The organism is Streptomyces sp. NBC_01622 (genome assembly GCF_045209635.1).
In the GTDB taxonomy this organism is placed as follows: Bacteria; Actinomycetota; Actinomycetes; order Streptomycetales; family Streptomycetaceae; genus Streptomyces.
Window position 1 is genome coordinate 7,692,976 of sequence record NZ_CP109293.1, and the last position, 25,907, is coordinate 7,718,882.

24 protein-coding genes and 1 pseudogene are annotated in these 25,907 nt (G+C 71.1%); 14 read left to right on the plus strand and 11 right to left on the minus strand.

Features of this window, described 5'->3' with window-relative positions; all coding sequences use genetic code 11:
* Positions 1–119: 119 nt before the first annotated feature.
* Positions 120–1,631 carry a hypothetical protein gene (locus OH768_RS35580; RefSeq protein ID WP_406460037.1) on the minus strand — a complete coding sequence of 504 codons (1,512 nt, stop codon included), beginning with the start codon at positions 1,629–1,631 and terminating at the stop codon, positions 120–122.
* Positions 1,632–1,731: 100 nt separating this feature from the next.
* Here OH768_RS35580 and OH768_RS35585 point away from each other — a divergent pair, with 100 nt between their 5' ends.
* Positions 1,732–2,145 (plus strand): hypothetical protein, encoded by a 414-nt coding sequence (locus tag OH768_RS35585; protein WP_406460038.1) that lies wholly within the window; start codon positions 1,732–1,734, stop codon positions 2,143–2,145.
* Positions 2,146–2,418: 273 nt separating this feature from the next.
* A complete protein-coding gene (locus tag OH768_RS35590) occupies positions 2,419–4,158 on the plus strand; it encodes a phosphatidylglycerol lysyltransferase domain-containing protein (protein ID WP_406465582.1) in 1,740 nt (579 codons plus the stop codon).
* A gap of 166 nt (positions 4,159–4,324) precedes the next feature.
* On the opposite strand, the gene OH768_RS35595 is transcribed toward OH768_RS35590, so the two are convergent.
* Positions 4,325–5,392: a sodium-dependent transporter gene (locus OH768_RS35595; RefSeq protein ID WP_406460039.1), complete on the minus strand. Its 1,068-nt coding sequence runs from the start codon at positions 5,390–5,392 to the stop codon at positions 4,325–4,327.
* 217 nt (positions 5,393–5,609) lie between these two features.
* On the opposite strand from OH768_RS35595, the pseudogene OH768_RS35600 reads away from it, so the two are divergent.
* Together OH768_RS35600 and OH768_RS35605 are read left to right on the plus strand one after the other, a co-directional pair.
* A pseudogene (locus OH768_RS35600) lies at positions 5,610–6,215 on the plus strand (hypothetical protein); the annotation flags it as partial.
* Between the two features lie 36 nt (positions 6,216–6,251).
* Positions 6,252–6,833 carry a hypothetical protein gene (locus tag OH768_RS35605; protein WP_406460040.1) on the plus strand — a complete coding sequence of 194 codons (582 nt, stop codon included), beginning with the start codon at positions 6,252–6,254 and terminating at the stop codon, positions 6,831–6,833.
* Between the two features lie 128 nt (positions 6,834–6,961).
* Here OH768_RS35605 and OH768_RS35610 read toward each other — a convergent pair whose 3' ends face one another.
* The 4 genes from OH768_RS35610 to OH768_RS35625 all read right to left on the minus strand — a co-directional run bounded on the left by OH768_RS35610 (position 6,962) and on the right by OH768_RS35625 (position 11,768).
* A complete protein-coding gene (locus OH768_RS35610) occupies positions 6,962–8,698 on the minus strand; it encodes a hypothetical protein (protein ID WP_406460041.1) in 1,737 nt (578 codons plus the stop codon).
* 189 nt (positions 8,699–8,887) lie between these two features.
* The gene (locus OH768_RS35615) at positions 8,888–9,976 is read right to left on the minus strand and encodes an ABC transporter substrate-binding protein (RefSeq protein ID WP_406460042.1); all 1,089 of its coding nucleotides are present in this window, start codon (positions 9,974–9,976) and stop codon (positions 8,888–8,890) included.
* 53 nt (positions 9,977–10,029) lie between these two features.
* Positions 10,030–10,911 carry an ABC transporter permease gene (locus tag OH768_RS35620; protein ID WP_406460043.1) on the minus strand — a complete coding sequence of 294 codons (882 nt, stop codon included), beginning with the start codon at positions 10,909–10,911 and terminating at the stop codon, positions 10,030–10,032.
* Entirely contained in the window at positions 10,908–11,768 is an 861-nt protein-coding gene (locus OH768_RS35625) for an ABC transporter ATP-binding protein (protein ID WP_406460044.1), read from the minus strand. Before OH768_RS35625 ends, OH768_RS35620 begins: the two co-directional genes overlap by 4 nt.
* Positions 11,769–12,013: 245 nt before the next feature.
* Here OH768_RS35625 and OH768_RS35630 point away from each other — a divergent pair, with 245 nt between their 5' ends.
* From OH768_RS35630 to OH768_RS35665, 8 genes are all read left to right on the plus strand, one after another.
* On the plus strand, positions 12,014–13,678 hold the full coding sequence (locus OH768_RS35630; RefSeq protein ID WP_406460045.1) for an ATP-binding protein: 1,665 nt from the start codon (positions 12,014–12,016) through the stop codon (positions 13,676–13,678).
* A complete protein-coding gene (locus tag OH768_RS35635; RefSeq protein WP_406460046.1) occupies positions 13,675–14,364 on the plus strand; it encodes a response regulator in 690 nt (229 codons plus the stop codon). Before OH768_RS35630 ends, OH768_RS35635 begins: the two co-directional genes overlap by 4 nt.
* A gap of 182 nt (positions 14,365–14,546) precedes the next feature.
* Complete coding sequence (locus OH768_RS35640) at positions 14,547–14,780, plus strand: type II toxin-antitoxin system VapB family antitoxin (protein WP_406460047.1); 234 nt, start codon at positions 14,547–14,549, stop codon at positions 14,778–14,780.
* A complete protein-coding gene (locus OH768_RS35645) occupies positions 14,777–15,184 on the plus strand; it encodes a PIN domain nuclease (RefSeq protein ID WP_406460048.1) in 408 nt (135 codons plus the stop codon). Before OH768_RS35640 ends, OH768_RS35645 begins: the two co-directional genes overlap by 4 nt.
* A gap of 211 nt (positions 15,185–15,395) precedes the next feature.
* Positions 15,396–16,661 carry a beta-ketoacyl-[acyl-carrier-protein] synthase family protein gene (locus OH768_RS35650; protein ID WP_406460049.1) on the plus strand — a complete coding sequence of 422 codons (1,266 nt, stop codon included), beginning with the start codon at positions 15,396–15,398 and terminating at the stop codon, positions 16,659–16,661.
* Complete coding sequence (locus OH768_RS35655; RefSeq protein ID WP_406460050.1) at positions 16,658–17,938, plus strand: ketosynthase chain-length factor; 1,281 nt, start codon at positions 16,658–16,660, stop codon at positions 17,936–17,938. Before OH768_RS35650 ends, OH768_RS35655 begins: the two co-directional genes overlap by 4 nt.
* A gap of 51 nt (positions 17,939–17,989) precedes the next feature.
* Positions 17,990–18,250 (plus strand): acyl carrier protein, encoded by a 261-nt coding sequence (locus OH768_RS35660; protein ID WP_406460051.1) that lies wholly within the window; start codon positions 17,990–17,992, stop codon positions 18,248–18,250.
* The gene (locus OH768_RS35665; protein ID WP_406460052.1) at positions 18,247–19,194 is read left to right on the plus strand and encodes an aromatase/cyclase; all 948 of its coding nucleotides are present in this window, start codon (positions 18,247–18,249) and stop codon (positions 19,192–19,194) included. Before OH768_RS35660 ends, OH768_RS35665 begins: the two co-directional genes overlap by 4 nt.
* A gap of 57 nt (positions 19,195–19,251) precedes the next feature.
* On the opposite strand, the gene OH768_RS35670 is transcribed toward OH768_RS35665, so the two are convergent.
* Complete coding sequence (locus tag OH768_RS35670) at positions 19,252–19,812, minus strand: hypothetical protein (protein WP_406460053.1); 561 nt, start codon at positions 19,810–19,812, stop codon at positions 19,252–19,254.
* 4 nt (positions 19,813–19,816) lie between these two features.
* Positions 19,817–20,683: an SAM-dependent methyltransferase gene (locus OH768_RS35675; protein WP_406460054.1), complete on the minus strand. Its 867-nt coding sequence runs from the start codon at positions 20,681–20,683 to the stop codon at positions 19,817–19,819.
* A gap of 257 nt (positions 20,684–20,940) precedes the next feature.
* On the opposite strand from OH768_RS35675, the gene OH768_RS35680 reads away from it, so the two are divergent.
* Positions 20,941–21,885: a TIGR03619 family F420-dependent LLM class oxidoreductase gene (locus OH768_RS35680; RefSeq protein ID WP_406460055.1), complete on the plus strand. Its 945-nt coding sequence runs from the start codon at positions 20,941–20,943 to the stop codon at positions 21,883–21,885.
* Positions 21,886–21,930: 45 nt separating this feature from the next.
* On the opposite strand, the gene OH768_RS35685 is transcribed toward OH768_RS35680, so the two are convergent.
* Positions 21,931–22,362 (minus strand): PPOX class F420-dependent oxidoreductase, encoded by a 432-nt coding sequence (locus tag OH768_RS35685; RefSeq protein WP_406460056.1) that lies wholly within the window; start codon positions 22,360–22,362, stop codon positions 21,931–21,933.
* The gene (locus OH768_RS35690) at positions 22,359–23,075 is read right to left on the minus strand and encodes a TetR/AcrR family transcriptional regulator (protein ID WP_406460057.1); all 717 of its coding nucleotides are present in this window, start codon (positions 23,073–23,075) and stop codon (positions 22,359–22,361) included. The genes OH768_RS35685 and OH768_RS35690 overlap by 4 nt, the downstream gene beginning before the upstream one ends.
* Before the next feature lie 110 nt (positions 23,076–23,185).
* Between OH768_RS35690 and OH768_RS35695 the strand changes: the two genes are divergently transcribed.
* Entirely contained in the window at positions 23,186–24,673 is a 1,488-nt protein-coding gene (locus tag OH768_RS35695; protein ID WP_406460058.1) for a DHA2 family efflux MFS transporter permease subunit, read from the plus strand.
* A 26-nt stretch (positions 24,674–24,699) separates the two neighbouring features.
* On the opposite strand, the gene OH768_RS35700 is transcribed toward OH768_RS35695, so the two are convergent.
* On the minus strand, positions 24,700–25,905 hold the full coding sequence (locus tag OH768_RS35700) for an acyltransferase family protein (RefSeq protein WP_406460059.1): 1,206 nt from the start codon (positions 25,903–25,905) through the stop codon (positions 24,700–24,702).
* Between the last annotated feature and the right edge of the window lie 2 nt (positions 25,906–25,907).

Consider the following 25,907-nt stretch of genomic DNA (forward strand, 5'->3'; position numbering starts at 1 on the left):
CGTCGATGACAGCCCAGTGCCGGGTCGCGAGCACAGCCGTGGCGGACGGCGCGAGGAGCGTGGTGGCCGTGTGCCGGTGGACGCGTCGACCCGCGAGGACCGGGCCCGGGGCGAAGCGGTCAGGTGACGCGATCTCGTAGTGCGGTGGGGGCGATGTAGGCGTACACGGCACCGTCCAGCCGGACGAGTCTCCAGCCGCGTGCGTAGGACGGCGGACGGGTCGCGCCGGTGGTGAGGACCGCGACCGGCATCCGCTGGGCCGCCTGGGCGATGCCCGTAGCGTCGGTGTTGGCGTTGGGGCCATCGGTACTGGCGGAGGCGCACCCGGCGGAGAAGGCGATCGGGATGGTCGAGGGCCCGGTGAGCAGGCAGGGCGGGCGTAAACCCAGTCGGCGCAGCGCGGCGGACGTGCGTTCCCAAGTCTCGTGGTCGGCGGTGGTGCGCCGGACGGTGTGTGCCAGCACCGCGTACTGCACCGCCAGATGCCCGGCAAGGCCCACTGCCACCAGCGTCACGGCGACCGGCCGCCAGGCCCGGCCCGGCGCGGTGACCAGCCAGACGAGCGCGTCGGCGACCGGGATGGCCAGCAGTGCGTAGGTGGGCAGTAGGAAGCGGGGCGCGGCGTAGCCGATGAGGAACAGATACGGGATCGCCGCCGTCACCGCGCAGGCCAACGGCAGCGCGGTGGACGGCGTACGCCGACCCCGCACGGCGACTGCCAGCCCGATCGCCGCCAGCACCGGCAGGGCGAACCACCAGGCCGTCACCACGGGGTTCGGCATCGCGCCGGTGCACGGGCGGCACAGCGAACGCCCGCTCAGGCTGCGCAGTTGGTCACCGATGGCGATGTGCCAGCCCAGACCGCCCTGGATGTCGGATCCCTCGGACAGCCGCTGACTCAGCCCACCAAAGCGGACGTACGCCTCTATCACCCATTCGGCCGCCCCGGCCACCAGGCCACCCGCCAGAGCGATGAGCAGCCGCGCGTGCCGCCACTGGCGAAGAACCACCAGGGCGAAGAGCAGCGGCAAGGCCACCCACACCGCGTCCGTGGGCCGCATCCACGCCATCAGCAGGGCACTTGCCGCCAGCCCCCACACCGGCCCACGCCGGGTGCGGTCGGTCTGGGCCTGCAGGAAGCAGCCGACACCTGTCAGGGCGCCGACCGCCACCCAGTAGTTGGGCATGGCCTGAGGGCCGTAGAAGACGGTCACCCACAGGCTCGCGAACAGTGCGCCGCCCAGCGTGAGTACCCGGACCGGGAACAGGCCGCGCCAGACGCGCAGCGCCACGAACAGCCCGAGGCCCGACAGCAGTGCCAGGTAGACCCGCAGGAGCGGGGTGGACGACGACCATCCGGCGACCGGTGCCACCAGCAGCGAGATGCCGCGGGCGCGCGGGGCGCTGAAGAACGACGCCGGGGCGTGGGAGCTGACCTGGCTGACGTACACCGACTCGTCCCAGCCCAGCCCCATCCCCGGTCGCACGACTGTCAATTGGGCCAGGACGAAGGCGCCCGCCACCGCTGCCAGCCACCACTGGCCCTTCCGGTCCCGGCCCGTGGCCGGTGCGAGTGCCGGCTCGTGGCCGTCGGTGGGGTGCAACCCCACGGTGTGCAAGGGCCTGGTCATCATCCGTCCCTCGTGCTCGACTGCATGCAGGGTGCTCGATACCCTACAGGCTGTAGGGTCTATGGCAGGGGTCGGGCTGAACGTGGTCAAATTAACGCGCATGCACCCGGAGCGCATCGCCGAGGTGGACGAGGTCCGGCCGCGCCGGGGAGGGATCGTGCTGCGGCTGTCCCTGGTCGGAATCGGCGTTGACCAGGCCACCCTCATACTTCAGGCCCGCGATGGAGGCCACGCCGAGATGCGGCTGCCCGCCGACGGTTACGGTGGCCGGTTCCAGGTACGGATTCCGCTGGACGCCCTCGCCACCGCGTGCACCGCACGGGACTGGATCTGGGATCTCTACCTGGACGCGGGGACGGAGGGAGAGCCGTTACGCGTGGGCAGGCATCCGGACGGCATCAGCGGCGAGAAGAACGTCTTCCTCTGCCCGGCGCAGCATGCGGCCGGGGTGCGGGTGCAGCTGTACTGCACGGTCTCGGACAACTTGTCGATCGCCTGCGCGCGGGAGGAGTAGCGGTGACATCAGACGCCATGGCGGCGACGACCTCGGCGCGTGGGAAGCCGTACGATACGCCGCCGAGCGAACGGCCCAGGTCATGCGTCAGATCCTCGTATCCGAACCCGCCGGCTCAGCCCTTCTTCCGTCCCCGTCCACGCCGGTGACCCCGGCCTCCCTCCGAGGTGAACTCCCACGGTGCCCGCACACCTCTCGCCCTCGAACCTCCGACAGCACACGCCCACGGACCGCGTTCCCTCCCCGGCCGGGTCACCGCGCCCCCGTACACGGCTGCGCGGGGGCGCGGCCTCGGCCACGGTCTGGTATCTGAGGCTGCTCGCCGTGCTCAACCTGGCCGCGGTGGTCTCGCTGTCGTTCCGCGACGAGGTCCAAGAGCACAACGTCGGTGAGTACTTCACCCCTTATCTGGCCACCGCCGGTCTCATCTCGGCGGCGCTGGCACTCTTCCTCGCCGTGGTGATGCGGCGCCGCAAACGGGCCGCGTGGATCTTCAACCTGCTGCTGGCCGGCGGGCTGTTCGCGCTGTACACGCTGGCCATGACCCAGGAGGCGTACCGCGAGCACGTCACCAACTGGGGCTCCCTGCTTCTCACCGGCCTGTTCGTGGCCGCGCTGCTGGTCGGGCGCGGGGAGTTCAAGGCCGTCGGGGACCGTTCCAACCCGAAGCTGGCCCTCGCCGCGGGAGCGGGCGGTCTCCTCGTCAGCGGCACGATCGGCACGCTGCTGGTCGCCGCCACCAACAAGCTGCCGGGCGCCACGCTGACCGACGAGATCGCCTACACCCTGCTGCGCGGCATCAGCGTCGGTCCGCTCGCCGACCGCGTCGACGCCGTGCACGCGCCGCGCTGGGTCGACATCCTCATCAACATCCTGATCGCAGCCACCTTCCTGCTCGTCCTGTACGCCTGCTTCCGTGCCCCGCGTGGCCGCGCCCTGCTGGGCGAGGACGACGAACAGCGGCTGCGCGACCTGCTGGCCCGGCACGGTGAGCGAGACTCCCTCGGCTACTTCGCCCTGCGCCGCGACAAGGCCGCCATCTTCTCGCCCAGCGGCAAAGCGGCTGTCACCTACCGGGTGGTCGGCGGCGTCAGCCTGGCCTCCGGCGACCCCATCGGCGACCCCGAGGCATGGCCCGGCGCCATCGACGCGTGGCTGGAAGAGGCCCGCCGGCACGCCTGGACCCCGGCGGTGATGGGCGCGAGCGAGGAGGCCGGCACCATCTACGCCCGGCATGGGCTGGACGCCCTTGAACTGGGCGACGAGGCCATCGTGGAGATCGCCGACTTCGCCCTCGAAGGACGTGCCATGCGGGCCGTACGGCAGGCGCACAACCGGGTGCACCGGGCCGGATACACGGTGCGCGTCCGACCCCACGAGGACATCACGGACGACGAGATGGCGCTGCTGATCGACAAGGCCGACCACTGGCGCGACGGACCGACCGAACGCGGCTTCTCCATGGCGCTGGGACGGCTCGGCGACCCCGGCGACGGCCGCTGCGTGATGCTGGAATGCCGCGACGCCGACGGCGAACCGCGCGCCCTGCTCAGCTTCGTCCCCTGGGGCGAGGACGGCCTCTCCCTGGACCTGATGCGCCGGGAACGCGCCTGCGAGAACGGCCTGATGGAGTTCATGGTCGTTGAACTGCTGCTGCGCGCGAAGGAGTTGGGCGTACGGCGGGTGTCGCTGAACTTCGCCATGTTCCGCTCGGTCTTCGAACGCGGCGCGCGCCTCGGCGCGGGCCCGGTACTGCGGCTGTGGCGCTCGATGCTCACCTTCTTCTCCCGCTGGTGGCAGATCGAGTCGCTCTACCGCGCCAACGCCAAGTACCGGCCCGTGTGGGAGCCCCGCTTCCTGCTGTTCGCCAAGAGCGGCGACATCCCCCGCATCGGCCTGGCCGGCGCCCGCGCCGAGGGCTTCCTCACCCCGCCACCCCTGCCCGCCCTCCGGCGCCGCAGGCGTTCCTCCGCCGCCGAGGGAGAGCCGGCCCCGGCAACCCAGAGCTTGTAAGGCGGCTCCACAGCGGGCACGTCTCGCGGCGGTGAAGCCGAAGGGCACGTCCCCTGCGGCCCGGTCGACCGGTTCGGTCAGTTCCAGCTCCGGGACGGGGTGCAGGTGGTGATCTTGTGATCTTCGCGTACGAGTGTCCGCTGCGGATCTGGTGGAGCATGACGCGCTAGGAGACCGCGGGGGAGGCGGGCCGCAGTCTGGCGACGACCCGGTTGGCGGCCGCTTTCTGCAACAGCCCGTAGGCGAGCACAGGCAGCAGCAGGTGGGGCTTGTCGGGCAGCGAGGTCGTGATCAGTACCGCGCTCGCGCTGCTGTTGTTCATGCCGCAGGCCAGGGTCAGCGACGAGGCCACCGGAGCGTCCAGCCGCAGGACGCGGGCGGCCAGACGGCCCAGCACGAAGGACAGCGCGCACACCAGGGCGGCCACGGCGAGGGCGGCGGCGAACAGCAGCGGACGCGGGTGGGCCAGGAAGGAACCGAGGGCGCCGCTGGCGTTGACGTAGGTCAGAACCAGCGAGCCGGCCAGGGCCGAGGGCACCACGACCCGCAGGAGACGGCCCTGCCACGACGGCGGCAGCACGAGCGCGCACAGGAGGCCTGCGGCGCAGGGCAGGACAACGGTGGCGAGAGTGAATCCGCTGTGGGCGGAGCCGCTCGTGCTGGTGAGCGTCTGTGCGTAGCCGCCGCTGAGCAGCGGTGCCAGAGCCGCCAGCAGGAGTGGTGTGGTGAGGGGACTGAGCAGGGTGGAGGCGAGGACGAGTCCGACCATGGTCGGCTGGTCCCCCTCGCCCTTGCTGGTCCATACGGTGGCGCCGGCGGCCACGGGCATGGCCACGATCAGGATCATCGCGGTGAGCAGTCCGCTGCCGCCGTCGGAGTCGGGGGTGCCGCGCAGCAGGAAGGCGACGAACGGCACGACGAGCAGCGGAATCGCCAGATGCAGTGCGAGTCCGGCCAGCATGGCCTTGGGACGCCGTAGCACGCGGCCGAGTGCGCGGACGGGTACCTGGAGCCCGGCCGAGAACAGCACCAGGGACAGCAGGAGCGAGGTGGTGCGCAGTGTCAGGTGGGCCGGTCCGCCCAGCGGCACGGCGTGCGGGCTGCGCAACCACAGGCCCGCCCCCGGCAGGAGCAGAGCGGTGACGTAGGAGACGAGGACGGCGCGGCCGAGCCGACGGCGCAGCCAGTTCGTCGCACGGTCAACAGGCGAGTGGGAAACAGCGGGAGGGTTCACGGCGGCCTTCTTCCGTCACGAGGGCAGGGGCGGGACGGGACGCCGATATGCGCAGGTGGGACAGGTGGATGTACATGAGGGCATCCTTCTCGGACGGTACGTGTGGGACAGGTGATCAGCACGCGCAGTCAGGATGCGTTCAGGTATCCACTGGCACGGTCGTGTCTCATGACCTACGAACTGTCCGAAACACCGGAAGCCGAACGGGACGCCAACGGTCGTCCAGTTCCGCACGACCGCCTACCGCGCGGGCGTGTACTGGCTCGCCGTGGCCCTGATCAGCGTGGTCGGCACTCTGATCAGCGACAACCTGACCGACAATATGGGCGTCCCGCTGGAGACGACCACCACGGTGTTCGGGATCATTCTCGCCGTCGTGTTCGTCGTCTGGTACCGGCGGGAGCGGACCCTGTCGATCCACAGCATCGACACCACCGGCCGGGAGTCCTTCTACTGGCTGGCCGTGCTGTTCACCTTCGCGCTGGGCACGGCGGCCGGTGACCTGGTCTCCGAGCGCATGAACCTCGGCTACTGGCTCTCGGCGGTCCTGTTCGCCCTGGCCATCGCCGCTGTGGGCATCGCCCACTTCGCCCTCGGCCTGGACGCGGTGTGGAGCTTCTGGATCGCCTACGTCCTCACCCGTCCGCTGGGCGCCTCGATCGGCGACTACCTCTCCCAGCCGACCGGTGACGGCGGCCTCGGCCTCGGCACCGTCGTCACGAGCGTCCTCTTCCTCGCGGTCATTCTCGGCATGGTGGTGTATCTGACGGTGACCCGCAAGGACGTCATCGACCGCGAGCCCGTCGCGGGACAGGCGGCCTGAGCAGCACGGGAGGCGTTCAGGAACCTGAAGCTCGGCATGGCCGGCACCACGATGTCCGACTTCATGAACCGCGACGCCGGCACCAAGTACCTTGCGAAGGGCGCGACTTCACTGGGCTGGGGACCGCAGGGTTTCGGCCTCGGCTATCCGGCCGGCGCGGCGATCCTGATCTCGATCCTGGGCGTCGTCTTCGCCGTGTGGAAGCCGACCGGGATGACGTTCGTCATCCGCGACATCGTCAGTTTCCGCGGGGAGGCGCTGTTCTGGTCGGCGATCCTCGTCGCCAACACCCTCGGCACCTCCATGGGCGACTTCCTCTCCGACAGCTCGGGCCTCGGCTACGCCGGCGGGGCCGCGCTGGTGACGGGCGTGCTGCTGGTGCTCGTCGCGCTGATGAAGGTGCCCGCGGTGCCGAACGTGCTGCTGTTGTGGATCGCGTTCGTGCTGACCCGTCAGCTCGGCGCCACCGCCGGTGACTTCCTGACCAAGCCGGTCGCCAAGGGCGGCCTCGACCTCGGCACGGCGGGCTCGTCGGCCGTACTCCTGACGGGCCTGATCGGCTTGACGGGGTACGCCCATCTCCAGGAGCGTCGGCGCCCCGCCCCGCGACCTTCGTAGGACGTCGCCCGGCCAGGGGGCGCCAGCCGGTCGTGCGCACGGTCACCGCCCACGGCATCCGTCTGTGAATCGCCGATTCCCCGGCCGACGCCGAGTTCCCCGTCTGCCTGACCCTCGCCGACTCCGGGCTACGCGGTGCCCTCGATGCGTGCGGTGCTGATCGTCATGGGTGTTCCGGTGACGGCGATGAGGTACAGGCGTCGATTCGCGCCGGGCAGGGCGCGGTGGCCGCCGGCCGGTCGTACGACGTACACGGCCGTGCTGTGCGGGGCGAGGGTGGCGGGGCCCGAGGTGATGGTCCACCAGCCGGAGGCGCCCTGGCCGAGGCGGCTGGCGAAGTGCGGGGTGAGGGCGGTGCCGGTGGTGTTGGCCGCGCGCACCGTGACGGAGGTGACGGCGCGGTGAGACCGGCCGGAGAGGTGAGTGGTGAGGGTCATACGCAGGGGCGGCGGGCTGGCGGCGGCGATGCAGGCGCACAGCAGTGCCGGGGTCACCAGCGCCAACGCCACGGCGGCCTTGGCGGGGCGGCCGGTGAGGCGGGGGATACGGGGCTGCCAGGCGTGGGCCAGGGCCGAGGCGGGGACCGTCGCGGCGGCGGCCAGCCACAGTGGGGTCATCATCAGGAAGTAGCCGTCCTGGGAACGGGTGGCGAGGTAGAAGGACAGCCAGGGCAGGACGGTCAGCGCGGTTCCCAGACGGCGGGCGAACAGCAGGGTCGCGGCGAGCAGGCCGACGAGGAGCAGCTCGCTGGCGTAGGAGTAGTAGTCGAGGCGGCTGCTGCCGTCGGTGAAGTAGTAGGAGATGCCCATCAGGCCCTGGCCGTGCAGGATCGCCTTCTGGGTGAGGGGCAGCAGCAGTCCGTGCAGCCAGGCGGAGAAGCCCTGCGCGGCGAAGTAGGCGTTCACTGCGGCCCACGTCAGGGCCGCGACCCCGGCGAAACGGCCCAGCACGGCCGCCGCGGGGCGGGCCCCGAGTTCGCCGCGCCGTACCGCGTACAGGCCGATCAGGAGGAACGGGGCGAAGAACCAGGCCAGTTGCTGGGCGGCGCAGGCGGCCCCCAGACACCCGGCCCGCAGCGCCCCGCTCCGTCCCAGGCGTCCGCCCGCTCCGGTGGTCGGCCAGTAGACCGTCACCGGGATCAGCAGGGCCAGGGCGACGATCGCCGGGTAGCCGGAGCGGGCGTAGCCGGGGAGGGTGCCGAAGCCGAGGCACACGGCGGTGGCCGCCGACCGCCACGGGGCGGGTAGCAGGAGCCACAGCATGACCGTTCCGGCGATGAGCGCCCCCGTGGTGACCAGGGTGGCGGCTGCCGACGTGTGCAGGAGGGCGCGGACCGGTGCGGCGAGCAGGGCGGTCAGCGGGGGATAGCCGTACGTGTAGTCCGCCGAACCGGACATCGTCTTGGTCAGGCCGGAATTGGACGTGCCGAACAGCCAGGGCCAGGGCTGTCCGTAGACGGGGCGGCCGTGCGTGATCTGGTTCGCGGCCTGTGCGGTCAGTACGCCCTCGTCGGTGCCGATGTGGTTCAGCCAGTAACCGCAGATCACCAGGGCCACCGCGAGGACGAGAACTCCGGCGTCCACCCGGACCAGGGCCCGACGACCTCGTACGGCGAGTGCGAGTACCCCGCATACGAGGATCCCGGCGTAACAGACGGAGATGACCGCGGCGACGGGCGGATCGGAGAGCATCGCCTGGGTCCAGGCCGAGCGGGTACCGATGAACAGGCTGATCGTCCCGATCAGCGTCATGCCCCGGTGCCACTGCTGGGGGTTGTCCGCGTCGTCGGAAGCCCGTGGCCGGCCGGCGCTGGGCGGGCGTGTGTAGCGCCGCCGCACTCCCGTGTCGACGGTATGGGCGGCCATGTCCACCTTCTCCATACTCAGCTACTACATCATGTAGAGGTGAGATGGGCACTCCAGGTTCGTCCAGATGAGGTGAGAGCGTCATAAGAGGGTGGTCCGGCGTTCAGGAATGGCCGACCCGTTCGGCAGGGAAAGCCGGACGGCCGCCCAACTGGCGATCAGCTGGGCGGCCTCGGCCAGGGCGCAGGCTCAGCCGTTCGGGCCGGCCGGGGTCGTGGTCGTCTTGAAGCCCTCGGTCTTGTTGGCCTGGACGGCGAAGTCGTTGGTGAACGTCTTGCCGAGGTCCACTGCCCCCTTCACGTTGCCGACCAGCTTCTCCGTCGCCAGGGAGGTCTTCGGGCCGCCGGCCGGCATGAGACCGTCCGGGAGGAACTGTCCCTTGTCCTCGTTCAGGGCCGAGATGTAGTCGGCCTTGGTCACCAGCTGGTTCGACACGAACGACGCCGGGAGCTTGTTCGCGATGTCGGCCGCGCTGTGGGCGTTGATCCAGTGCATGGTGGCGACGAGCGCGTCGACGACCTTCTGCACCGTGGCCTTGTGCGAGTTCACCCAGTCGGTGCGGGCGAGCACGCTGGCGGCGGGATAGGCACCGCCCATCGCCGCCGTGGCGCCGTCCGTGGTGGCCAGGTCGATCGCGGAGGTACCGACGCCCTTCTTCTGGATCGCGGCCACGGTCGGCTGTGTGGTCATCACGCAGTCGACCTTGCCGTTCTGCAGTGCGGCGATGGCGGTGGAGCCCGCGCCGACCCCGATCCGGTGGAACTGGCTGGTCTTTATGCCCTTCTTGGCGGCCAGGAACTGGGTGAGGGTGTCGGTGCCCGACCCCAGGTCGGTGACGCCGAGGGTCTTGCCCTTGAAGTCGGCGGCCGAGTGGACGCCCGACTTGCTGGTGCACATCTCGCGCTCGCCCGGCGCGCCGGAGAGCTGTACGACGTCCTCGACGGCCTTGCCCTTCGCCTGGAACTCGATCGTGTGGTTGTACCAGGCGCCCGCCATGTCCACCTGCCCCGAGGCCATGGCCTCCTCGGCGCCCACGCCGCCGTCCTGCTCGGTGCTCAACTGCACGTTGACGCCGTACTTCTTGTAGAAACCGAGCTGCTGGGCGAGCTGGTAGGGCAGGTAGATCTGCTTGTCGAGGCCGCCGGCCATGAGCTTGACGGTCGGTGTGGAGCCCGAACCGCCGGTCGAGGCGGAGGAGTTGCCGGAACAGGCGCTGGTGGCGCCGAGGGCGAGAACGGTGAGGACGGACGCGGCGACGGCGACGAGTCGTCTGGACATGGCTGACCACATTCCTTTGCTGAGGGTACTGGGACGAAGCAGGGGAGGGGGCGTCAGATGGTGTTGGCGGCCTCGGTCGGGGCCGGCGGGCGCCAGGACAGCAGCCGGTGTTCGAGCTTGCCGATCAGCCACTCGGCGCCGAGCACGATGACCGAGATGACGAGCATCGTGGCGAACACGCCGTTGGGGTCGAAGTTGTTCTGCGCGGTCTTGATGACCAGGCCGAGGCCGCTCTGCGCGCCGAGCACTTCGCCGACCAGCGCGCCGACGATGGCGAAGCCGAAGGCGCTGTGCAGGCTGGCGATGATCCAGGTGAGTGCCGAGGGCACGGTGACGTGCCGGATGATCTGCAGCTGCGAGGCGCCGAGGACCCTGGTGTTGGCGAGGATGTTGCGGTCGACCTCGCGGACGCCCTGGAAGGCGTTGAAGAAGACGATGAAGAACACCAGCACCGCGGCGAGCAGGATCTTCGGCAGCACGCCGATGCCGAACGCGACGATGAAGATCGAGCCGAGGACGATACGGGGGATCGCGTTGACCATCTTGATGTAGGGGCCGAGCACGTCGGCGAGGAAGCGGCTCTGGCCGAGCGCGACGCCGAAGACCACTCCGGTGACGGCCCCGAGGGCGAAGCCGACGAGCGCCTCCTGGATCGTTGTCCAGATGTTCGAGTAGAAAGACCCGAACTCGGTGCCGTGCCGGAAGAGGTCGACCAGCCGCTTGGCGATGCCGGACGGCTGCCCGAAGAAGAACGGGTCGACGATCCCCCAGGCGGTGAAAGCCTGCCAGCCACCGAGGACGAAGACCGCGAGCCCGATGCGCCCCGCCCACACCAGCGCGGTGCGCCGCCGGACGGCGCTCCGCGCGGCGGCCGCGGCCGAGACCTGGGAGGCGTTCGCGGCCGGAGCGGTGGAAACAGCGGACGTCGTACTCATGCCGTACCTCCTGCGGTGCGTGCGTAGGCGCGCTCCACCTCTTCACGCAGGCAGTCCCAGATCTGGTGCTGAAGTTCGATGAAGCGGGGCTGGAAGCGGATCTCCTGGACCGCGCCGCGCGGGCGCGGCAGGTCGATGTCGAAGACCGCCTTGACCGAGCCGGGGCTGGACGTCATGACGACGACCCGGTCGGCGAGCGCCACGGCCTCGTCGAGGTCGTGGGTGATGAAGATGACCGACGGGCGGATCTGCTCCCACAAGCCGAGGAGTTCGGTCGACATGATCGCCTTGGTCTGCACGTCCAGGGCGCCGAACGGCTCGTCCATGATCAGGATCTTGGGTTCGTTGATCAGTGCCGCGGCCATCGCCACGCGCTTGCGCATGCCGCCGGAGAGCTGGTGCGGGTAGCGGTCCTCGAACCCCGTCAGGCCCACCCGGCGCAGCCAGTCGCGTGCCGAGGCGTGGGCCTGCTGCTTGGGCACCCTGCGGAAGACGGGGCCCATCAGGACGTTGCCGAGGACCGTCTTCCAGGGCAGCAGGGCGTCGGTCTGGAACATGAAGCTGACGCCGTCGGTGACGCCGTCCACCTCACGGCCGCCGACTTTGACCGAGCCCTCGCTGGGCCGGTCGAGCCCGGACACCATGCTCAGCGTCGTCGACTTGCCGCAGCCGGTCGGGCCGACCACCGCGCAGAACTGGCCCGGCTCCACGGTGAACGAGACGTCCTGGAGTGCCGTGAACACCTCACCCGCGGGAGTCAGAAAGCGTTTGGTGAGCCCTGAGATCTCGACTCGGGCGCTGTCCTGGCCGGTCGTCTCGGCGACGGGGCCCGCCGCGACGTCGTTTCGCGAAGCCATCTGAGGCTGTCTCCTTCCCCTCTCGGAGGTCCTCGGAGGTCGAGGAAGGCAGACGCTAGAGGCCGCGCGGTGTTACGTCGCTGTTTCAGACGTATCCCGCGTTAGTCGTGTTAACGGGGGTTCTGCGCATTCTGCTCAGCGGTTCGGGGGGTGGGCAGAATGTCCGCGGTGGGACACAATCACGCCACCACGGGTACGGCGAAGGGGCCGGGCCCGGCCGTACGACAAGGGCGAAGTCACCTGTGATGCCCATCCGAATCCGGATCGGCCGCGGCGGGAAGGGGAGGCTCTCCGCGCGGATCCTGGCCAACCAGCTCGCCATCCTGGCCCTCACCGGAGCCATCGGCTTCGTACTGTTCGCGTTCGCCCAACGGGCCGAGATCGACCGTGCCTACGAGCAGCGGGCGCTGGACATCGCGCAGACCACGGCCGCCGACCCGCAGATCCGGCACACCGTGGAGTACGGCGGTGGCGGCGACGTCGTGCAGACGGTCGCCGAACGCATACGGAAGGCGTCGGGGGCGTCGTACGTGGTCGTGATCGACCTACGAGGCGTCCGCCACTCGCACCCCGACCCGGCGCTGATCGGCGAGCCGGTGGGCGATCCGATCGTGGTCCTCGACGGCCGTCCCCATGTCGGCTCCGACCAAGGCGCGACCGGGCGGTCCGCCAACGGCAAGGCTCCGCTGTACGGGCCCACGGGCAAGCTGGTCGGCGAGGTCTCGGCGGGCATCCCGGAACACGATGTGCTCGGCGAGCTGTGGCGGGAGCTGCCCACCTTCGGCCTGTACAGCGCGATCGCCGTCGCACTCGGCTCGGCTGCCGCGTTCCTGCTGGCCAGGCGGCTGAAGCGGTCGACCTTCGGGCTGGAGCTGGAGGAGATCGCCGGACTGTTCCAGGATCGCGAGGCCATGCTCCACGGCATCCGGGAGGGCGTGCTCGCCTTCGCTCCCGACGGCCGGATCACCGTGGTCAACGACGAGGCCCGCACTCTGCTCGGCCTCGGCACGGCGCTCGGCAGCCGGCTCGACGAGGTGCTGCCCGACGGACGGCTGCGCCGCGCCCTGGACGGCACCCTGACAGGCACCGACCTCAACGTGCTGACCGACGACCACTGCCTGGTGGTCAACCGGATGCCGGTGACGCTGCACGGCCGCGAACTGGGCGCGGTGGTCACCGTGCGCGACCGCACCGAGCTGATCGGACTGCTGCGCGAACTGGACTCGGTGCGCGGGCTGACCGACGCCCTGCGCGCCCAGCAGCACGAGTTCACCAACCGTATGCACACCGTGGCCGGGCTGCTGGACATCGGCGACCACGACGCCGCCTTCGAGTACGCCGTGGAGTCGGCCGGCGCCGACCAGGCGCTGACCGAGTCCGTGCGCGAACGGATCGGCAACGCGCTGCTCGTGGGGCTGATCGTCGCCAAGACCACGGTGGCCGCGGAACGCGGGGTACGGATGGTGCTCAGTGAGGACTCCGCGCTCGGCGAGGACCCGCCGCATCTGCGCCGGCTGCTGACCATCGTCGGCAACCTGCTGGACAACGCGATCGACGCGGCCTCCGGCGGACCGCCCCCGGCGGGTGGCCGGGAGGTGCTGCTCTCGCTGGTCGAGGCCGTCGACCTGGTGATGGTGCGGGTCGCCGACAGCGGCCCGGGGATTCCGCCGGGCGCCACCGAGTCGATCTTCGAGGACGGCTGGTCGACCCGGCCCGACCGGGGCACCGCCCGGCGCGGGCTGGGCCTGGCCCTCGTCCACCGGCTGACCCAGCGGCACGGCGGGACGATCACGGTCAGCGAGGGGCCGGGCGCGGTCTTCACCGTCGTACTGCCCCTGACGGACGGCACTCCCGTGCCACGCGACGCACAGTTCATGACGGCCTCGACGACCGGAGGTGACCGCGGATGATCCGGACCCTGGTGGTGGACGACGACTTCCGGGTCAGTCACATCCACTGTGACTACGCGTCCCGCATCGAGGACTTCGAGGTGGTCGGCCGGGCGGCGACCGTGGCCGAGACGCTGGACGCGGTGCGCACCCTCCACCCCGACCTGCTGCTGCTCGACGTCTTCCTGCCCGACGGCAGCGGACTCGACGTGCTGCGGCGGCTCAGCTCGGACGAGGGCGGTGCCCGTCCCGACGTCATCATGATCACCGCCGACCGGGACATCACCTCGGTAAGGACCGCCATGAAGCTCGGCGCCGTGGGCTACCTGGTCAAGCCGTTCGGCTCCGCCGACCTGGCCGAACGGCTCACCGCCTACCGCGAACTCCAGCACCGCGTAGCCGCGTTGGGCCTCGCCCCACGCACCGACCAGGCCGACGTGGACGCCCTCTTCAGCGCCGCCCGGCCGCCGGCCGTCCCCCGCGTCCCTGCCAAGGGGCACTCCGCACCCACCCTCGCCCTCCTGCACCAGGTCCTGCGCACTGCCTACGACCCCCTGTCCGCAGCCCAGGCCGCTGAGCTCACCGGAGTCTCCCGCGCCACGGCCCAGCGGTATCTCTCCTATCTCGTACGGGAGGGCATGGTTCGGCTCGAACTCCGCTACGGAGCCACCGGCCGTCCCGAACACCGCTACCGGATCGCCCGGTGACCCGGGTGTCGAGCCCGATCTGACAGCAGCTCGGCAACAGGGCGTTCGGAACATGGGCGAAAAGGTCAATAGGGTCCAACTCGTCGATCATGCTTCTGTGAAGCGGCGTGTGCGTGATCGACGCCCCATCCAATGTTGGTGATGTATCCTGGATATGTACATCACGGATATGGGAGGCGCCGGTGTCCGTCACTCAGATCGATCTCGACGACGAGGCGTTGGCCGAGGCCATGCGGCTCATGGGTGTCACAACCAAGAAGGAGACCGTCAACGCGGCCCTTCGGGACTATGTCGCGCGGATCAAGAGGCTTGAGGCTGCGGAGAAACTGGCCGCGCGAGGTGCGCGTGGCGAGTTCGAGCAGGCCGCAGCGGCGCATGACGCTGAGAAGCGTGGGCGACGCGAGGCCTTCGAGTGATCACGTACTTGGTGGACACCTCGGCTCTGTGGCACCTGTTTCGCACCCCGGGTGCGTTGCGCCCCTGGGAGGGGCACATCGCCGCCGGGGTGTTCCACCTCTGCGAGCCGACCCGTGCAGAATTTCTCTACTCGGCAACCAGCCCGTCCCATCGGGATGAGCTGGCGGAGGAACTGGACGCGCTCTGCATACTCTCGCCCGTTCCGAAGAACGCTTGGCGTTGGGTCGACACCGCACAGTACAAGCTGACTCAGCAGGGCCGGCATCGGGCGGCTGGAGCCATCGACCTGCTGGTGTGCGCCACAGCTGTGCACCATGGGCACACTGTCCTCCACGTGGACAACGACTTCGCGACAGTGGCCGGAGTCCTCAAGGAAGTTCAGCAGCGAGACGTACGAGTCTGATCACCCCGTGTGCTGTGCCCCGCCTCCCTGGACCCTTGAACCCGCGCGTTCGGGATTCCAAGGCTCGTAGTGGCGGCCGGCGGACAGGCCGGCCGTCGACCCCGTTCCGTCGCCGCCCCCGATCCGCTTTCGAGCCAGGCTCAAGGCGCCGACCGCAGCCTGCTGGAGACCCGAGTAACGGACCGTGATGGGCTGCATGTACGGAGGCGATATGGCTCGGCGCGTTGTGATCACCGGCATCGGGGTGCGTACCCCGGGCGGCCTGGGAACGAAGGCGTTCTGGTCGTTGCTGAGCGATGGGCGGACGGCCACCCGGAGGATCTCCCGTTTCGACCCCTCGCCCTTCAGGTCCCGGATCGCGGGCGAGGTGGACTTCGACGCCGAGGCGGAGGGGTTCAGCCCGCGCGAGGTGCGCAGGATGGACCGCGCGACGCAGTTCGCCGTCGCGTGCAGCCGGGACGCGGTCGCCGACAGCGGCCTCGAACCCGCGGCTCTGGACCCGTGCCGTATCGGGGTGAGCCTGGGCAGCGCGGTCGCGTCCGCGACCAGCCTCGAGCGGGAGTACCTGGTGCTGTCCGACAGCGGCCGGCAGTGGCTGGTGGACGACGGTTTCCTCTCCCCGCACATGGCCGACTACCTCAGTCCGGGGGTGATGCCCGCCGAGGTGGCCTGGAGCGTCGGCGCCGAGGGCCCGGTGACGATGGTGTCCGACGGCTGCACCTCCGGCCTGGACGCGGTCGGGCACGGCGTTCAGCTGATCCGTGAGGGAACCGCCGACGTCGTCCTCGCGGGCGCGTCCGACACTCCCATCTCACCGATCGTCGTCGCCTGCTTCGACGCCATCAAGGCGACGACGCCCCGCAACGACGACCCGGAGCATGCCTCCCGCCCGTTCGACGGCTCGCGCAACGGTTTCGTCCTGGCAGAGGGCGCCGCGATGTTCGTCCTGGAGGAGTTCGAGGCGGCCCGGGCCCGCGGCGCGCAGATCTACGCCGAGGTCGGCGGATTCGCGACCCGCTGCAACGCGTACCACATGACCGGTCTGAAGAAGGACGGCCGGGAGATGGCCGAGGCGATCCGGGCGGCGCTCGACGAGGCCCGGCTCGACCGCACCGCCGTCGACTACGTCAACGCGCACGGCTCCGGCACCAAGCAGAACGACCGCCACGAGACCGCGGCGCTCAAACGAAGCCTCGGCGCGCACGCCTACGACGTGCCCGTCAGCTCCATCAAGTCGATGGTCGGGCACTCGCTCGGCGCCATCGGGTCCATCGAGATCGCGGCCTGCGCGCTGGCCCTCAGGACCAACGTCGTACCGCCCACGGCCAATCTGCACACCCCCGATCCCGAGTGCGACCTGGACTACGTGCCGCTGACCGCCCGCGACCAGCGGGTGGACACCGTGCTCTCGGTCGGCAGCGGGTTCGGCGGGTTCCAGAGCGCGATGGTGCTGCACCGGCCCGAGGTCGCCGCATGAGCCGCCCTACCAGCGACCGCGCGAGCCTGCCGACGGCCGACGCCCCCGGGCGCGACGCCTCTCCCGTGGTCGTCACCGGAGTCTCGGTGGTGGCGCCGGGCGGTCTGGGCACCGAGGAGTACTGGAAGTCCGTGCTCACCGGCCGCAGCGGCATCGGGGAACTCACCCGGTTCGACGTCCGGGGCTACCGGACGCGGCTGGCCGGGCAGATCAGGGACTTCGAGGCCGCCGAGCACCTGCCCAGCCGGCTGCTGCCGCAGACCGACGTCTCGACCCGGTACGCGCTGGCCGCCGCGGCATGGGCGCTCGACGACGCCGGTGTGAGCGCCGAGACACTGCCCGACTACGACATGGGCGTGGTGACCTCCACCTCGCAGGGCGGCTTCGAGTTCACCCACCGAGAGTTCAACAAGCTCTGGAGCAAGGGCCCGCAGCACGTCAGCGTCTACGAGTCGTTCGCCTGGTTCTACGCCGTCAACACCGGCCAGATCTCCATCCGGCACGGCATGCGCGGTCCGAGTGCCGCCCTCGTCGCGGAGCAGGCGGGCGGCCTGGACGCCGTGGGCCATGCCCGCCGTACCGTGCGGCGCGGCACCCGTCTGGTGCTGAGCGGCGGAGTGGACTCCGCCTTCGATCCGTGGGGATGGGTGGCGCAGTCGGCGAGCGGCCGGATCACGACGGCGACCGACCCGGCTCGCGCGTATCTGCCCTTCGACACCGCCGCGTCCGGGCACGTTCCCGCCGAGGGCGGCGCGATCCTGATCGTCGAGGACGCCGCCTCGGCCCGTCTGCGCGGTGCGGAGCAGATCTACGGCACGCTCGCCGGGTACGCATCCACCTTCGATCCGCGGCCCGGCTCGGGCCGCCCGCCGGGGCTGCGCCGCGCGGCCGAACTGGCGCTGGCCGACGCGGGGTTGGCGGCAGGCGACATCGACGTCGTCTTCGCCGACGCGGCCGGGGTGCCGGAGCTGGACCGGGCCGAGGCGGAAGCGATCAGCGGCCTGTTCGGGCCGGGTGCCGTGCCGGTGACCGCGCCCAAGTCCCTCACCGGCCGGATGTACGCGGGCGGCGGACCGGCCGACCTGGTCGCCGCGTTGCTCGCCGTCCGGGACGGTGTGGTCCCGGCGACCGCGCACACCACGTCGGTGCCGGCCGACTACGGCATCGACCTCGTCCTCGGAGAACCCCGCGCGCTGCCCGTCCGGGCCGCACTGGTGCTCGCTCGCGGGCGCTGGGGCTTCAACTCGGCGGTCGTCGTGACCGGTCCGGCGAACTGACGTCCCCCACCCCGTACTTCGACCCACCACTTCCTGGTAGGAGACCAAGTCATGGCACAGATCCACATGGACGACCTCCGGCGCATCCTCGTCGCCTGCGCGGGCGAGGACGACGGCATCGACCTGAGCGGCGACATCCTCGACACCGCGTTCGGTGACCTGGGATACGACTCACTCGCCCTGATGGAGACCGCCGCCCGGATCGAGCGGGACTACGGAGTCGCCCTCGCGGACGACGTGATCGCCGACGCGGAGACGCCGCGCGACCTGCTCGACCTGGTCAACCGGGCCGTTCCGGCGGACGCCCGGTGACGGCCGGACCCGACTTGCGGCACACCGAGCACAGCCGGGTGGTCCACGCGCCGCCCGGGCCGCTGTACGACCTGGTGGCGGACGTGACGCTGTGGCCGGCCGTCTTCGGCCCCACCGTGCACGCCCTCCGGCTCGAAGGCGACCGGGACAGCGAGCGGATCCGGCTCTGGGCGACGGTGAACGGGCGGGTGAGCGACTGGGTGTCGCGCCGGACCCTCGACGCCGACCGGCGCACGGTCGGTTTCGAGCAGGAGGTCAGCAGTCCGCCGGTCGCCTCGATGGGCGGCGAGTGGCTCTTCCGCGAGCTGGACGGCGGCCGGACCGAGGTGGTGCTGCGGCACCACTTCACGGTCGTCGACGACGAACCGTCCGCCGTGACCTGGGTGCACGAGGCGCTGGACCGCAACAGCGCGGCGGAACTCGCCGCGCTCGCCCGGATCGTGGAGACCGGGCATCCGCCGCGGGAGATCGTGTTCTCGTTCACCGACACCCTCGCGCTGACCGGCCCGCCCGAGGCGGCCTACGAGTTCGTGGCCCGGGCGGACCTGTGGCCCGAGCGGCTTCCGCACGTCGCCGGGGTCACGCTCACCGAGACCGCGCCCGGGGTGCAGGACCTGCGGATGGAGACGGCGACAGCGGACGGCTCGACCCACACCACCCATTCGGTACGGGTGTGCCGGCGGCCGGAGTGGATCGCGTACAAGCAGGTCGTCACCCCGGAGCTGCTGCTCGGGCACAGCGGGCTGTGGACGTTCGGCGAGGGACCGGACGGGCCGTTCGCCACCGCGAGCCACACGGTGGCCCTGAACCCGGAGGCGGTGTCCCGGGTACTGGGCACGGGCCACACGACTGCCGACGCGCGGCGGCAGGTGCGGGAGTTGCTCGGCGACAACAGCCGCACCACGCTGTCGCACGCCGCCGGGCAGGGGGCTCCGGCCCGGTAACCGAACAGGAGCGAGGCAAGGGCCCCGGCGATGAACCACCGCCGGGGCCCTCGCCGTTCAGCCTTCCGTGACCCGGGTCCGGACGAGCAGGGCGGGCCCGTCGGGCCGGCCGGTGACGACGCCGTTCATGCCCTTCGACGGCTGCTCCCAGCGATATTCCCATGCGGGTCCGGTGCCGTCCGGGCCGCCCAGCGCGACCTCGACCACGCCGTCCGGCCCGGCGGTCGCCGTCCAGGTCAGGCACGGCAGGGTGAAGGTCGTACCGGACACGAAGGGCCCGGGAGCGTGCAGCAGCAGCGCACCGCCGACCCGCTCGGTGTACGGCTCCGTGTCGCCTAGGCCGCTGCCTCCGGACAGGGTGCCGCCGCTCGCGTCCGCTCCCCGCGGGGGCACGAAGCCCAGCCGCAGGTCCCGGACGAGGCTGCTGAACCGGGGGCTGAAGGTGAGCGGTTCAGGCTGTACGGCGATGGTGAAGGACTCGCCGGGACCCACTGCGTCGGGGGCCGTGACGGTGAAACCGAGGCGGTAGGGGATGTCATGGGTGTCACCGGCGGGCTCGGTGTACACCTGGCAGGTCAGTGCGACCGTCGCGGCGGCCGGGGCGGTGGGCGCGGCCATCCCGTCACCCTTCCCGCACGGCGGTGACCAGTCCGCCCGCGCCGGTGCCGGTGCGGGCGTCGAGGAGGGCCTCTCGTCCGTAGCGCCGGTGCAGTTCCTCCATGGTCGGGGCGTCGGCCGGCCGCCAGCCGTGCCGGATGAGCCAACCCGACGGATCGGGCTGGGTGGAGCGCCACGGGGCGTTGATCGAGGACTGCATGCGCTTGAAGCCGCTGACGTCGCCGCGGTAGGTGGTGGTGGGGTTGACGACTTCGATGCCGACCCGGCTGCCGGGCGCGGACAGTTCGCCGACCCGGTCGACGAGCCGGTCGTTGTCGGTTTCGGTCAGATACGGCAGCAGTCCCTCCGCGAGCCATGCGGTCGGCGCCTGTGGACTGAATCCGGCGCCCGCCAGGGCGGCGCCCCAGTCCTCGCGCAGATCGGCCGGGACGGTCGTGCGTCCGCGTCCGGCGGGCTCGGCGGCCTCGCCCAGGACGTCGTACTTGAAGTCGAGGACGTCCGGCAGGTCTATCTCGAACACCCGGGTTCCGGGGGGCCAGTCGAGCCGCAGGGCGCGGGTGTCCAGGCCGGCGGCGAGGATGACCACCTGGGTGCAGCCGCCCCGGGCCGCGGCCAGCAGGTAGTCGTCGAACAGCGCGGTCCGCAGGGCGATGTAGCTGCCGAACACCTTCATGCTGCCGACCGTCTCGTCGCCGACCGCGTCCACGAACGCCTTGGCGTACGAGTCGTCGAAGAGCCGGTCCTCGCGGGCGCTCTCCCGTGCCCGGGCCAGCGCCACGCCGACCGCCGTCAGTCCGACGCCCTCGGGCAGCCGGCGTCCGTCGCCCTGTGGCGGTGCGCCGCCGAGTCGTGTCTGGTCGAGCTCGCCCATGCGCGCTCCCCTTCCCTTCCCTGTGTCGGGTCTCCGTGTGTCGGGTCTCCGTCCGGCCGCCGGATGCCGGCCGCCGTCCACTTGTGTCAGGTGCCGCTCGACTTCCACTGGAAGCGGCCGAAAGCCGCCGCCGGGCGGGAGCGCGCCTCGTACGGACCGCCGTGCACGAGCCATGCTTGAGCCCCGGTCGAGTCCCCTCGGCCAGCCTGACGACGGACGTGCGGCATCACCGCACCGACGAACGGAGGTCGTTCCCAGTGACTGGTGCTCAGCGGCAGGACACCCACCTGGCTGCCGTCGCCGACCGCCCGGCGCGGCGTCGGCTGCGGGTCGGCGGTGATCTGCCGTACTTCGACGATCCGGCCGAACTCCGCGACTACGCCCAGGCGTTCGAGGATCTCGGCTACGACCATCTGGGCTTCGGTGAGCATGTGCTCTCGGCCCGGACGGACGACTGGCCCTCCGAGATCTCCCCGTGCGCGCCCTGGCACGAGTCGTTCACGCAGGCCGCCTATCTCGCGGCGGTCACCTCCCGGGTGGAGCTGACCGCCGCGGTCCTGCTGCCGCAGCGGCCGGTGGCGCTCGCCGCCAAGCAGGCCGCCGAGGTGGACATCCTGTCCGGTGGGCGGCTCAGGCTGTCGGTGAGCGTCGGCTGGAACCGGGAGGAGGTCCGCGCCCTCGGCGTGGATCCGACCGTCCGCGGCCGGCTGATCGAGGAACAGATCGAGGCCATGCGGCTGCTGTGGGAGGAGCCGGCGGTCAGTTACGGCGGTGAGTTGGTTCAGCTGCGGGACGTGGCGCTCAACCCCCGCCCCGCGCGGCGGCTGCCGGTGTGGATGGGCGGCGGCGACTTCGCCGGGGGCGGCGTGCCACGGCCCGCCGTCCTGGACCGGATGGCGCGCCTGGCGGACGGCTTCAGGATGTTCGGGCCGCTGATGCGGGACACGGAGGCCGGGATGAAGGTCGTCGCGGAGCTGCGCGCACTTCTCGCCCGGTACGGCCGGGACGAGGAGGCCTTCGGGATCGAGGCGCGGATCCCGTTGCAGCTGGTGCCCGAGGAGGAGTGGGCGGCGCGCCTCGCCACCTGGCGGGACGCCGGGGCCACGCACGTCTCGCTGTCCAACCGGCGCGGAGCGGGCGGTGCGGACGCCGAGATCGCCAGGCTGGCCCGGTTCGTGGAGCTGACCCGACAGGACTGGTGACGCCGGAGTGCTGCGCCGACTGACCCCCATCACCGGATACGGGGGTCAGTCGGCGTCCGTCGCCACGTCCCGGGCGTGCACGCCGGGGGTGTCGGGGTCGAGGTTCCAGGCGACGATGCGGGCCGGGTGGATGCGGATCAGCTCGCCGCTGAAGTACGGGTTGGGCGGAGCCTGCTCGCGCAGCGCCTCGGCGCGGCCGCGTATCTCGATGCCCCGGCCGCGGAACGGGGAGTTCGTGCTCCCGGCGGGCGCGAAGTCGTCGACGACGAACGAGACCTCAGGGTGCGCCTCGATGTTGCGGAACTTGCGGCTGGCGGCGAGGTTCGGGCCGCCGATGTCGATGGTGCCGGTGTCCGTGTCGAGGACGAAGCTGACCGGACGGTTCTGCGGCTCGCCGGACGGGCCGACCGTCGCCAGGCGGCCGTGTCCCTGTGTGGCCAGATAGCTCAGTTCCGCCTCGCTGAACGGCACGGTCATCGGGCGCTCCCCTCGTCGGGTTCGGTCACGGTTTCTTCCGGGAACCGCGGTGCGGTGGCTCCGAGGTGGCGTACGAGCCGGCGCAGCTGCTCGCCGTAGGACTCGTTGAACTCCGGTGAGCCGGGGTCCAGGCCGGTCACCTGACGGGCCGTCTGCGGCAGCATGATGGGGGCCAGGATGACGCCCATGAGCGCCAGCCGGACGAAACCGGGGTCGAGGTCGTCGGCGATCTCGCCCCGCTCCTGGGCGTGGCCCAGGTTGGCCACGTCCTGGCCGAGTGTGGCGTCGTCGTACGTGTCCGCCGTCGACTCGCCGGTCAGGCCCCGCCAGATGAGCAGCCGGGCCGGGCGCGGGTCCGCGAGGCCGGCGCCGAGGTAGCGGGTGGCGATCTCCTCCAGTGGCAGGTCCGGGTCGGCGAAGACCGTCTCGTGCTCCGCCCAGCCGCGCTGGATCTCGCGGTAGAGCCCTTCCTTTCCGCCGAAGTAGTAGTTGATCAGCTGCTTGTTGACGCCCGCACGGGCCGCGATGTCCTGGACGCGGGCGCCGGCGAAGCCCTTCTCGGCGAACTCGTCCAGGGCTGCCTCGCACAGCGCCCTGCGGGATCGCTCGGCGTCCCGCTGCCGCTCCTCGGGGGCGGGGGAACGGCGCGACCCCTGCCGTCCGCTCGCTGCCGGTGGGGTCTCCTCGGCCGTCGGGCCGGTGGTCGGGCTCATGACTCCACCCTAGCAAACGTATCAACCACACACCTGACTGAATCAGCCAACTCTCAGCCTTAATCAACCAGTCGTTTGACAGAGGAGAACGTCCGGTTGAGACTGCTGGTGTGACAGCTTCCCCCAGCAATGAACCGGACCGCACGACGGAACAGCCGGGACTGACGCCCGAGGCGCGACGAGCCGTGATCGTCGTGCTCGTCGGCGCCGTACTGGCCTTCCTGGACGCGACCATCGTCAACGTCGCCCTCGACTCGCTGTCGTCGGCGCTGCACAGCTCCCTCCAGACCATCCAGTGGGTGGTCACCGCCTATCTCCTCGCCCAGGCGGCGGTCCTCCCCATGACGGGGTGGGCCGCGCGCAAGGTCGGCCCACGGCGCCTGTACGTGGCGTCGCTGCTGCTGTTCACCCTTGCCTCGGTGGCCTGCGGACTGGTCGACAGCGCCTGGGCCCTCATCGCCGCCCGCACCGTCCAGGGCATCGGCGGCGGCATGATGATCCCGGCCGGGCAGATCATCCTGGTCACGGCGGCCGGGCAGCAGGGGCTGGCCCGGGTGATGGGCGCGGTCGGCATCCCGATGGTGCTGACCCCCGTCTTCGGCCCCACCGTCGGCGGCCTGCTGGTCGATCACGCCGGCTGGCAGTGGATCTTCCTGATCAACCTGCCGCTGGGTCTGGCCGGTCTGACCCTCGCGCTGCGCCTGCTGCCCGCCGACCGGCGGGGAGAGGACCCCGGGCCGCTGGACATGACCGGACTGATCCTCGTCTCGCTGGGCATGGTCGGCATCACCTTCGGACTGTCCGAGGCGGGCAGCGACCACGGGCTCGGCTCGGTCCAGGTGCTCGGCTCGTTCCTGGCGGGCCTGGCGCTGACCGCCGGGTTCGTGCTGCGCGCCCTGCGGGTGCGGCATCCGCTGCTCGACGTACGGCTCTACCGCGACCGGTTGTTCGGCTCCGCCTCGTTCGTGACCTTCGTCTTCGGCGCTGCCACCTACGGCGGAATGATCCTCATGCCGCTCTACTACCAGGTGGTCCGGCACGAGGACGCCTCGACGACCGGCCTGCTGCTCGCCCCGCAGGGCATCGGCGCCGCCGTCGCCATGGGCCTGTCGAGCCGACTGTTCGAGAAGATCGGCAGCCTCACCTGTGTCATCGGGGCGGTGGTCAGCGTGGTCGCCAGCGTGCCGTTCGTGCTCATCGGGGCCGACACCTCGTACTGGCTGCTCGGCCTGGCCATGGTGGTACGGGGCCTGGGCATCGGCCTGTCCGTCATGCCGGCCATGACGGCTGCCTTCCAGGCCCTCGACCCCGGCCAGATCAGCGACGCGACACCGCAGCTCAACATGGCGCAGCGGGTCGGCGGGTCCATGGGCACGGCCGTGTTCGTCGTGGTGCTCCAGCGGCACCTGGCCGGCGGCACCGGGCCGTCCGACCAGGCGGAGGCGTTCGGCACCACGTTCTGGTGGGTGCTCGGCACCGCAGTACTGGCCGTGCTGCCGACCCTGCTGATGGCGGCCGTCGAGCGCCGCCGCCAGCAGGGCACGGTGTCAGCCAAGGACAGCGGGCAGCCCGCCGTGGACGGCGTCGGCACCGCCTGAGCGGGCCGTCGGCCGCGCCGCCCCGCTCACGCGGTGTCCGACGAGGGTGCCACGGTCCGCTCGGACCGCGGCACCGTCCCCCGCTCCCTCGGGCCCGGCACGGCCGCGGGCCCGCGGGGGCGGGACCAGCGCCGCATCACCGGCATCTCGACCAGTGAGTGCAGCAGCCAGGCGACCGGCAGACAGGCGGCCAGGAACAGCAGGCTGAGCCCCGCCGCCTGCCAGCCGGACAGCCCCATGCCGAACCCGATCGCCCGGGTGCCGTAACTGAGCACCAGCTGATGGACCATGTAGAGCGCGAAGGACACCTCGCCCAGCCAGACGGCCACCCGCCCGCGCAGTGGCGAGTACCGCCCGCTCAGGTCGGCGACCGCACCGGCCGGGATGAGCAGGGCCAGCGGCACGATGGTCAGGGCGACCGTGCCGTACTGGCCGGGGGCGTACAGCGCGCCGGCGTAACCGGCGAGGAAGAGCACCGCGGCCGGCCCGAGCCCCACCGGAAGCCAACGGCCGAGGACCACCAGCCGGGCCAGGAACATCCCGAGCACGAACTCGAAGGCCCGCGCCAGCGGGAAGAAGTACACGAACCACAGCTGCGTGACCGAGTAGTCCATACGCGGCGACAGATGCGGGCCGTCGTCGAGGAAGAGCGCGGAGACGACCGGCAGGCACCACACGGCGAGCACCGCGCCCGCCGCACCCCACCACAGCGCCCGGGCGGAGAGCCGGTTCACCAGCGGCAGCAGGAACGGGAACGCGGCGTAGAACACCAGCTCGCTGCAGAGCGACCAGCTCACCTGGTTGATGCCGGTGAGGACGTCGTACCTCGGGATCCAGGACTGCACGAGCAGCAGGTTGGGCACCAACTGCCCCGCGGTGAACGCGTCGCCGAATCCCAGCATCAGCACGACCGCCGCCAGCGCGGTCACCAGATGGGTGGGGTAGATCTTGCACAGCCGGCGCCGCCAGAAGGCACGTGCCGCGGTGCCCGCCCGCGCCGACCAGGTCAGGACGAAGCCGCTGAGCACGAAGAAGAACGACACCCCCGTCGAGCCGGCGGCGCTCCACCAGAAGCCCGGGCCGGTGCCCGAGATCCAGCTCGCGGGCAGCAGGATGAAGAAGGCGTGCGAGAAGAAGACCATTCCGGAGGCGACGAACCGCATTCCGGTGAGGGTCGGCAGGGCGGGGCGGCGCGACTGCGCCGCCGTCTCCACGGAACCGGTCGTTTCCACCT

Bases quoted from the DNA above. Each gene is read 5' to 3' on its own strand.
- OH768_RS35585 (WP_406460038.1), top strand. From the start codon at position 1,732: ATGCACCCGGAGCGCATCGCCGAGGTGGACGAGGTCCGGCCGCGCCGG.
- OH768_RS35685 (WP_406460056.1), bottom strand. From the start codon at position 22,362: ATGACCGTGCCGTTCAGCGAGGCGGAACTGAGCTATCTGGCCACACAG.
- OH768_RS35615 (WP_406460042.1), bottom strand. From the start codon at position 9,976: ATGTCCAGACGACTCGTCGCCGTCGCCGCGTCCGTCCTCACCGTTCTC.
- OH768_RS35660 (WP_406460051.1), top strand. From the start codon at position 17,990: ATGGCACAGATCCACATGGACGACCTCCGGCGCATCCTCGTCGCCTGC.
- OH768_RS35650 (WP_406460049.1), top strand. From the start codon at position 15,396: ATGGCTCGGCGCGTTGTGATCACCGGCATCGGGGTGCGTACCCCGGGC.
- OH768_RS35670 (WP_406460053.1), bottom strand. From the start codon at position 19,812: ATGGCCGCGCCCACCGCCCCGGCCGCCGCGACGGTCGCACTGACCTGC.
- OH768_RS35620 (WP_406460043.1), bottom strand. From the start codon at position 10,911: ATGAGTACGACGTCCGCTGTTTCCACCGCTCCGGCCGCGAACGCCTCC.
- OH768_RS35610 (WP_406460041.1), bottom strand. From the start codon at position 8,698: ATGGCCGCCCATACCGTCGACACGGGAGTGCGGCGGCGCTACACACGC.
- OH768_RS35580 (WP_406460037.1), bottom strand. From the start codon at position 1,631: ATGACCAGGCCCTTGCACACCGTGGGGTTGCACCCCACCGACGGCCAC.
- OH768_RS35635 (WP_406460046.1), top strand. From the start codon at position 13,675: ATGATCCGGACCCTGGTGGTGGACGACGACTTCCGGGTCAGTCACATC.
- OH768_RS35625 (WP_406460044.1), bottom strand. From the start codon at position 11,768: ATGGCTTCGCGAAACGACGTCGCGGCGGGCCCCGTCGCCGAGACGACC.
- OH768_RS35690 (WP_406460057.1), bottom strand. From the start codon at position 23,075: ATGAGCCCGACCACCGGCCCGACGGCCGAGGAGACCCCACCGGCAGCG.
- OH768_RS35655 (WP_406460050.1), top strand. From the start codon at position 16,658: ATGAGCCGCCCTACCAGCGACCGCGCGAGCCTGCCGACGGCCGACGCC.
- OH768_RS35605 (WP_406460040.1), top strand. From the start codon at position 6,252: ATGGCCGGCACCACGATGTCCGACTTCATGAACCGCGACGCCGGCACC.
- OH768_RS35675 (WP_406460054.1), bottom strand. From the start codon at position 20,683: ATGGGCGAGCTCGACCAGACACGACTCGGCGGCGCACCGCCACAGGGC.
- OH768_RS35630 (WP_406460045.1), top strand. From the start codon at position 12,014: ATGCCCATCCGAATCCGGATCGGCCGCGGCGGGAAGGGGAGGCTCTCC.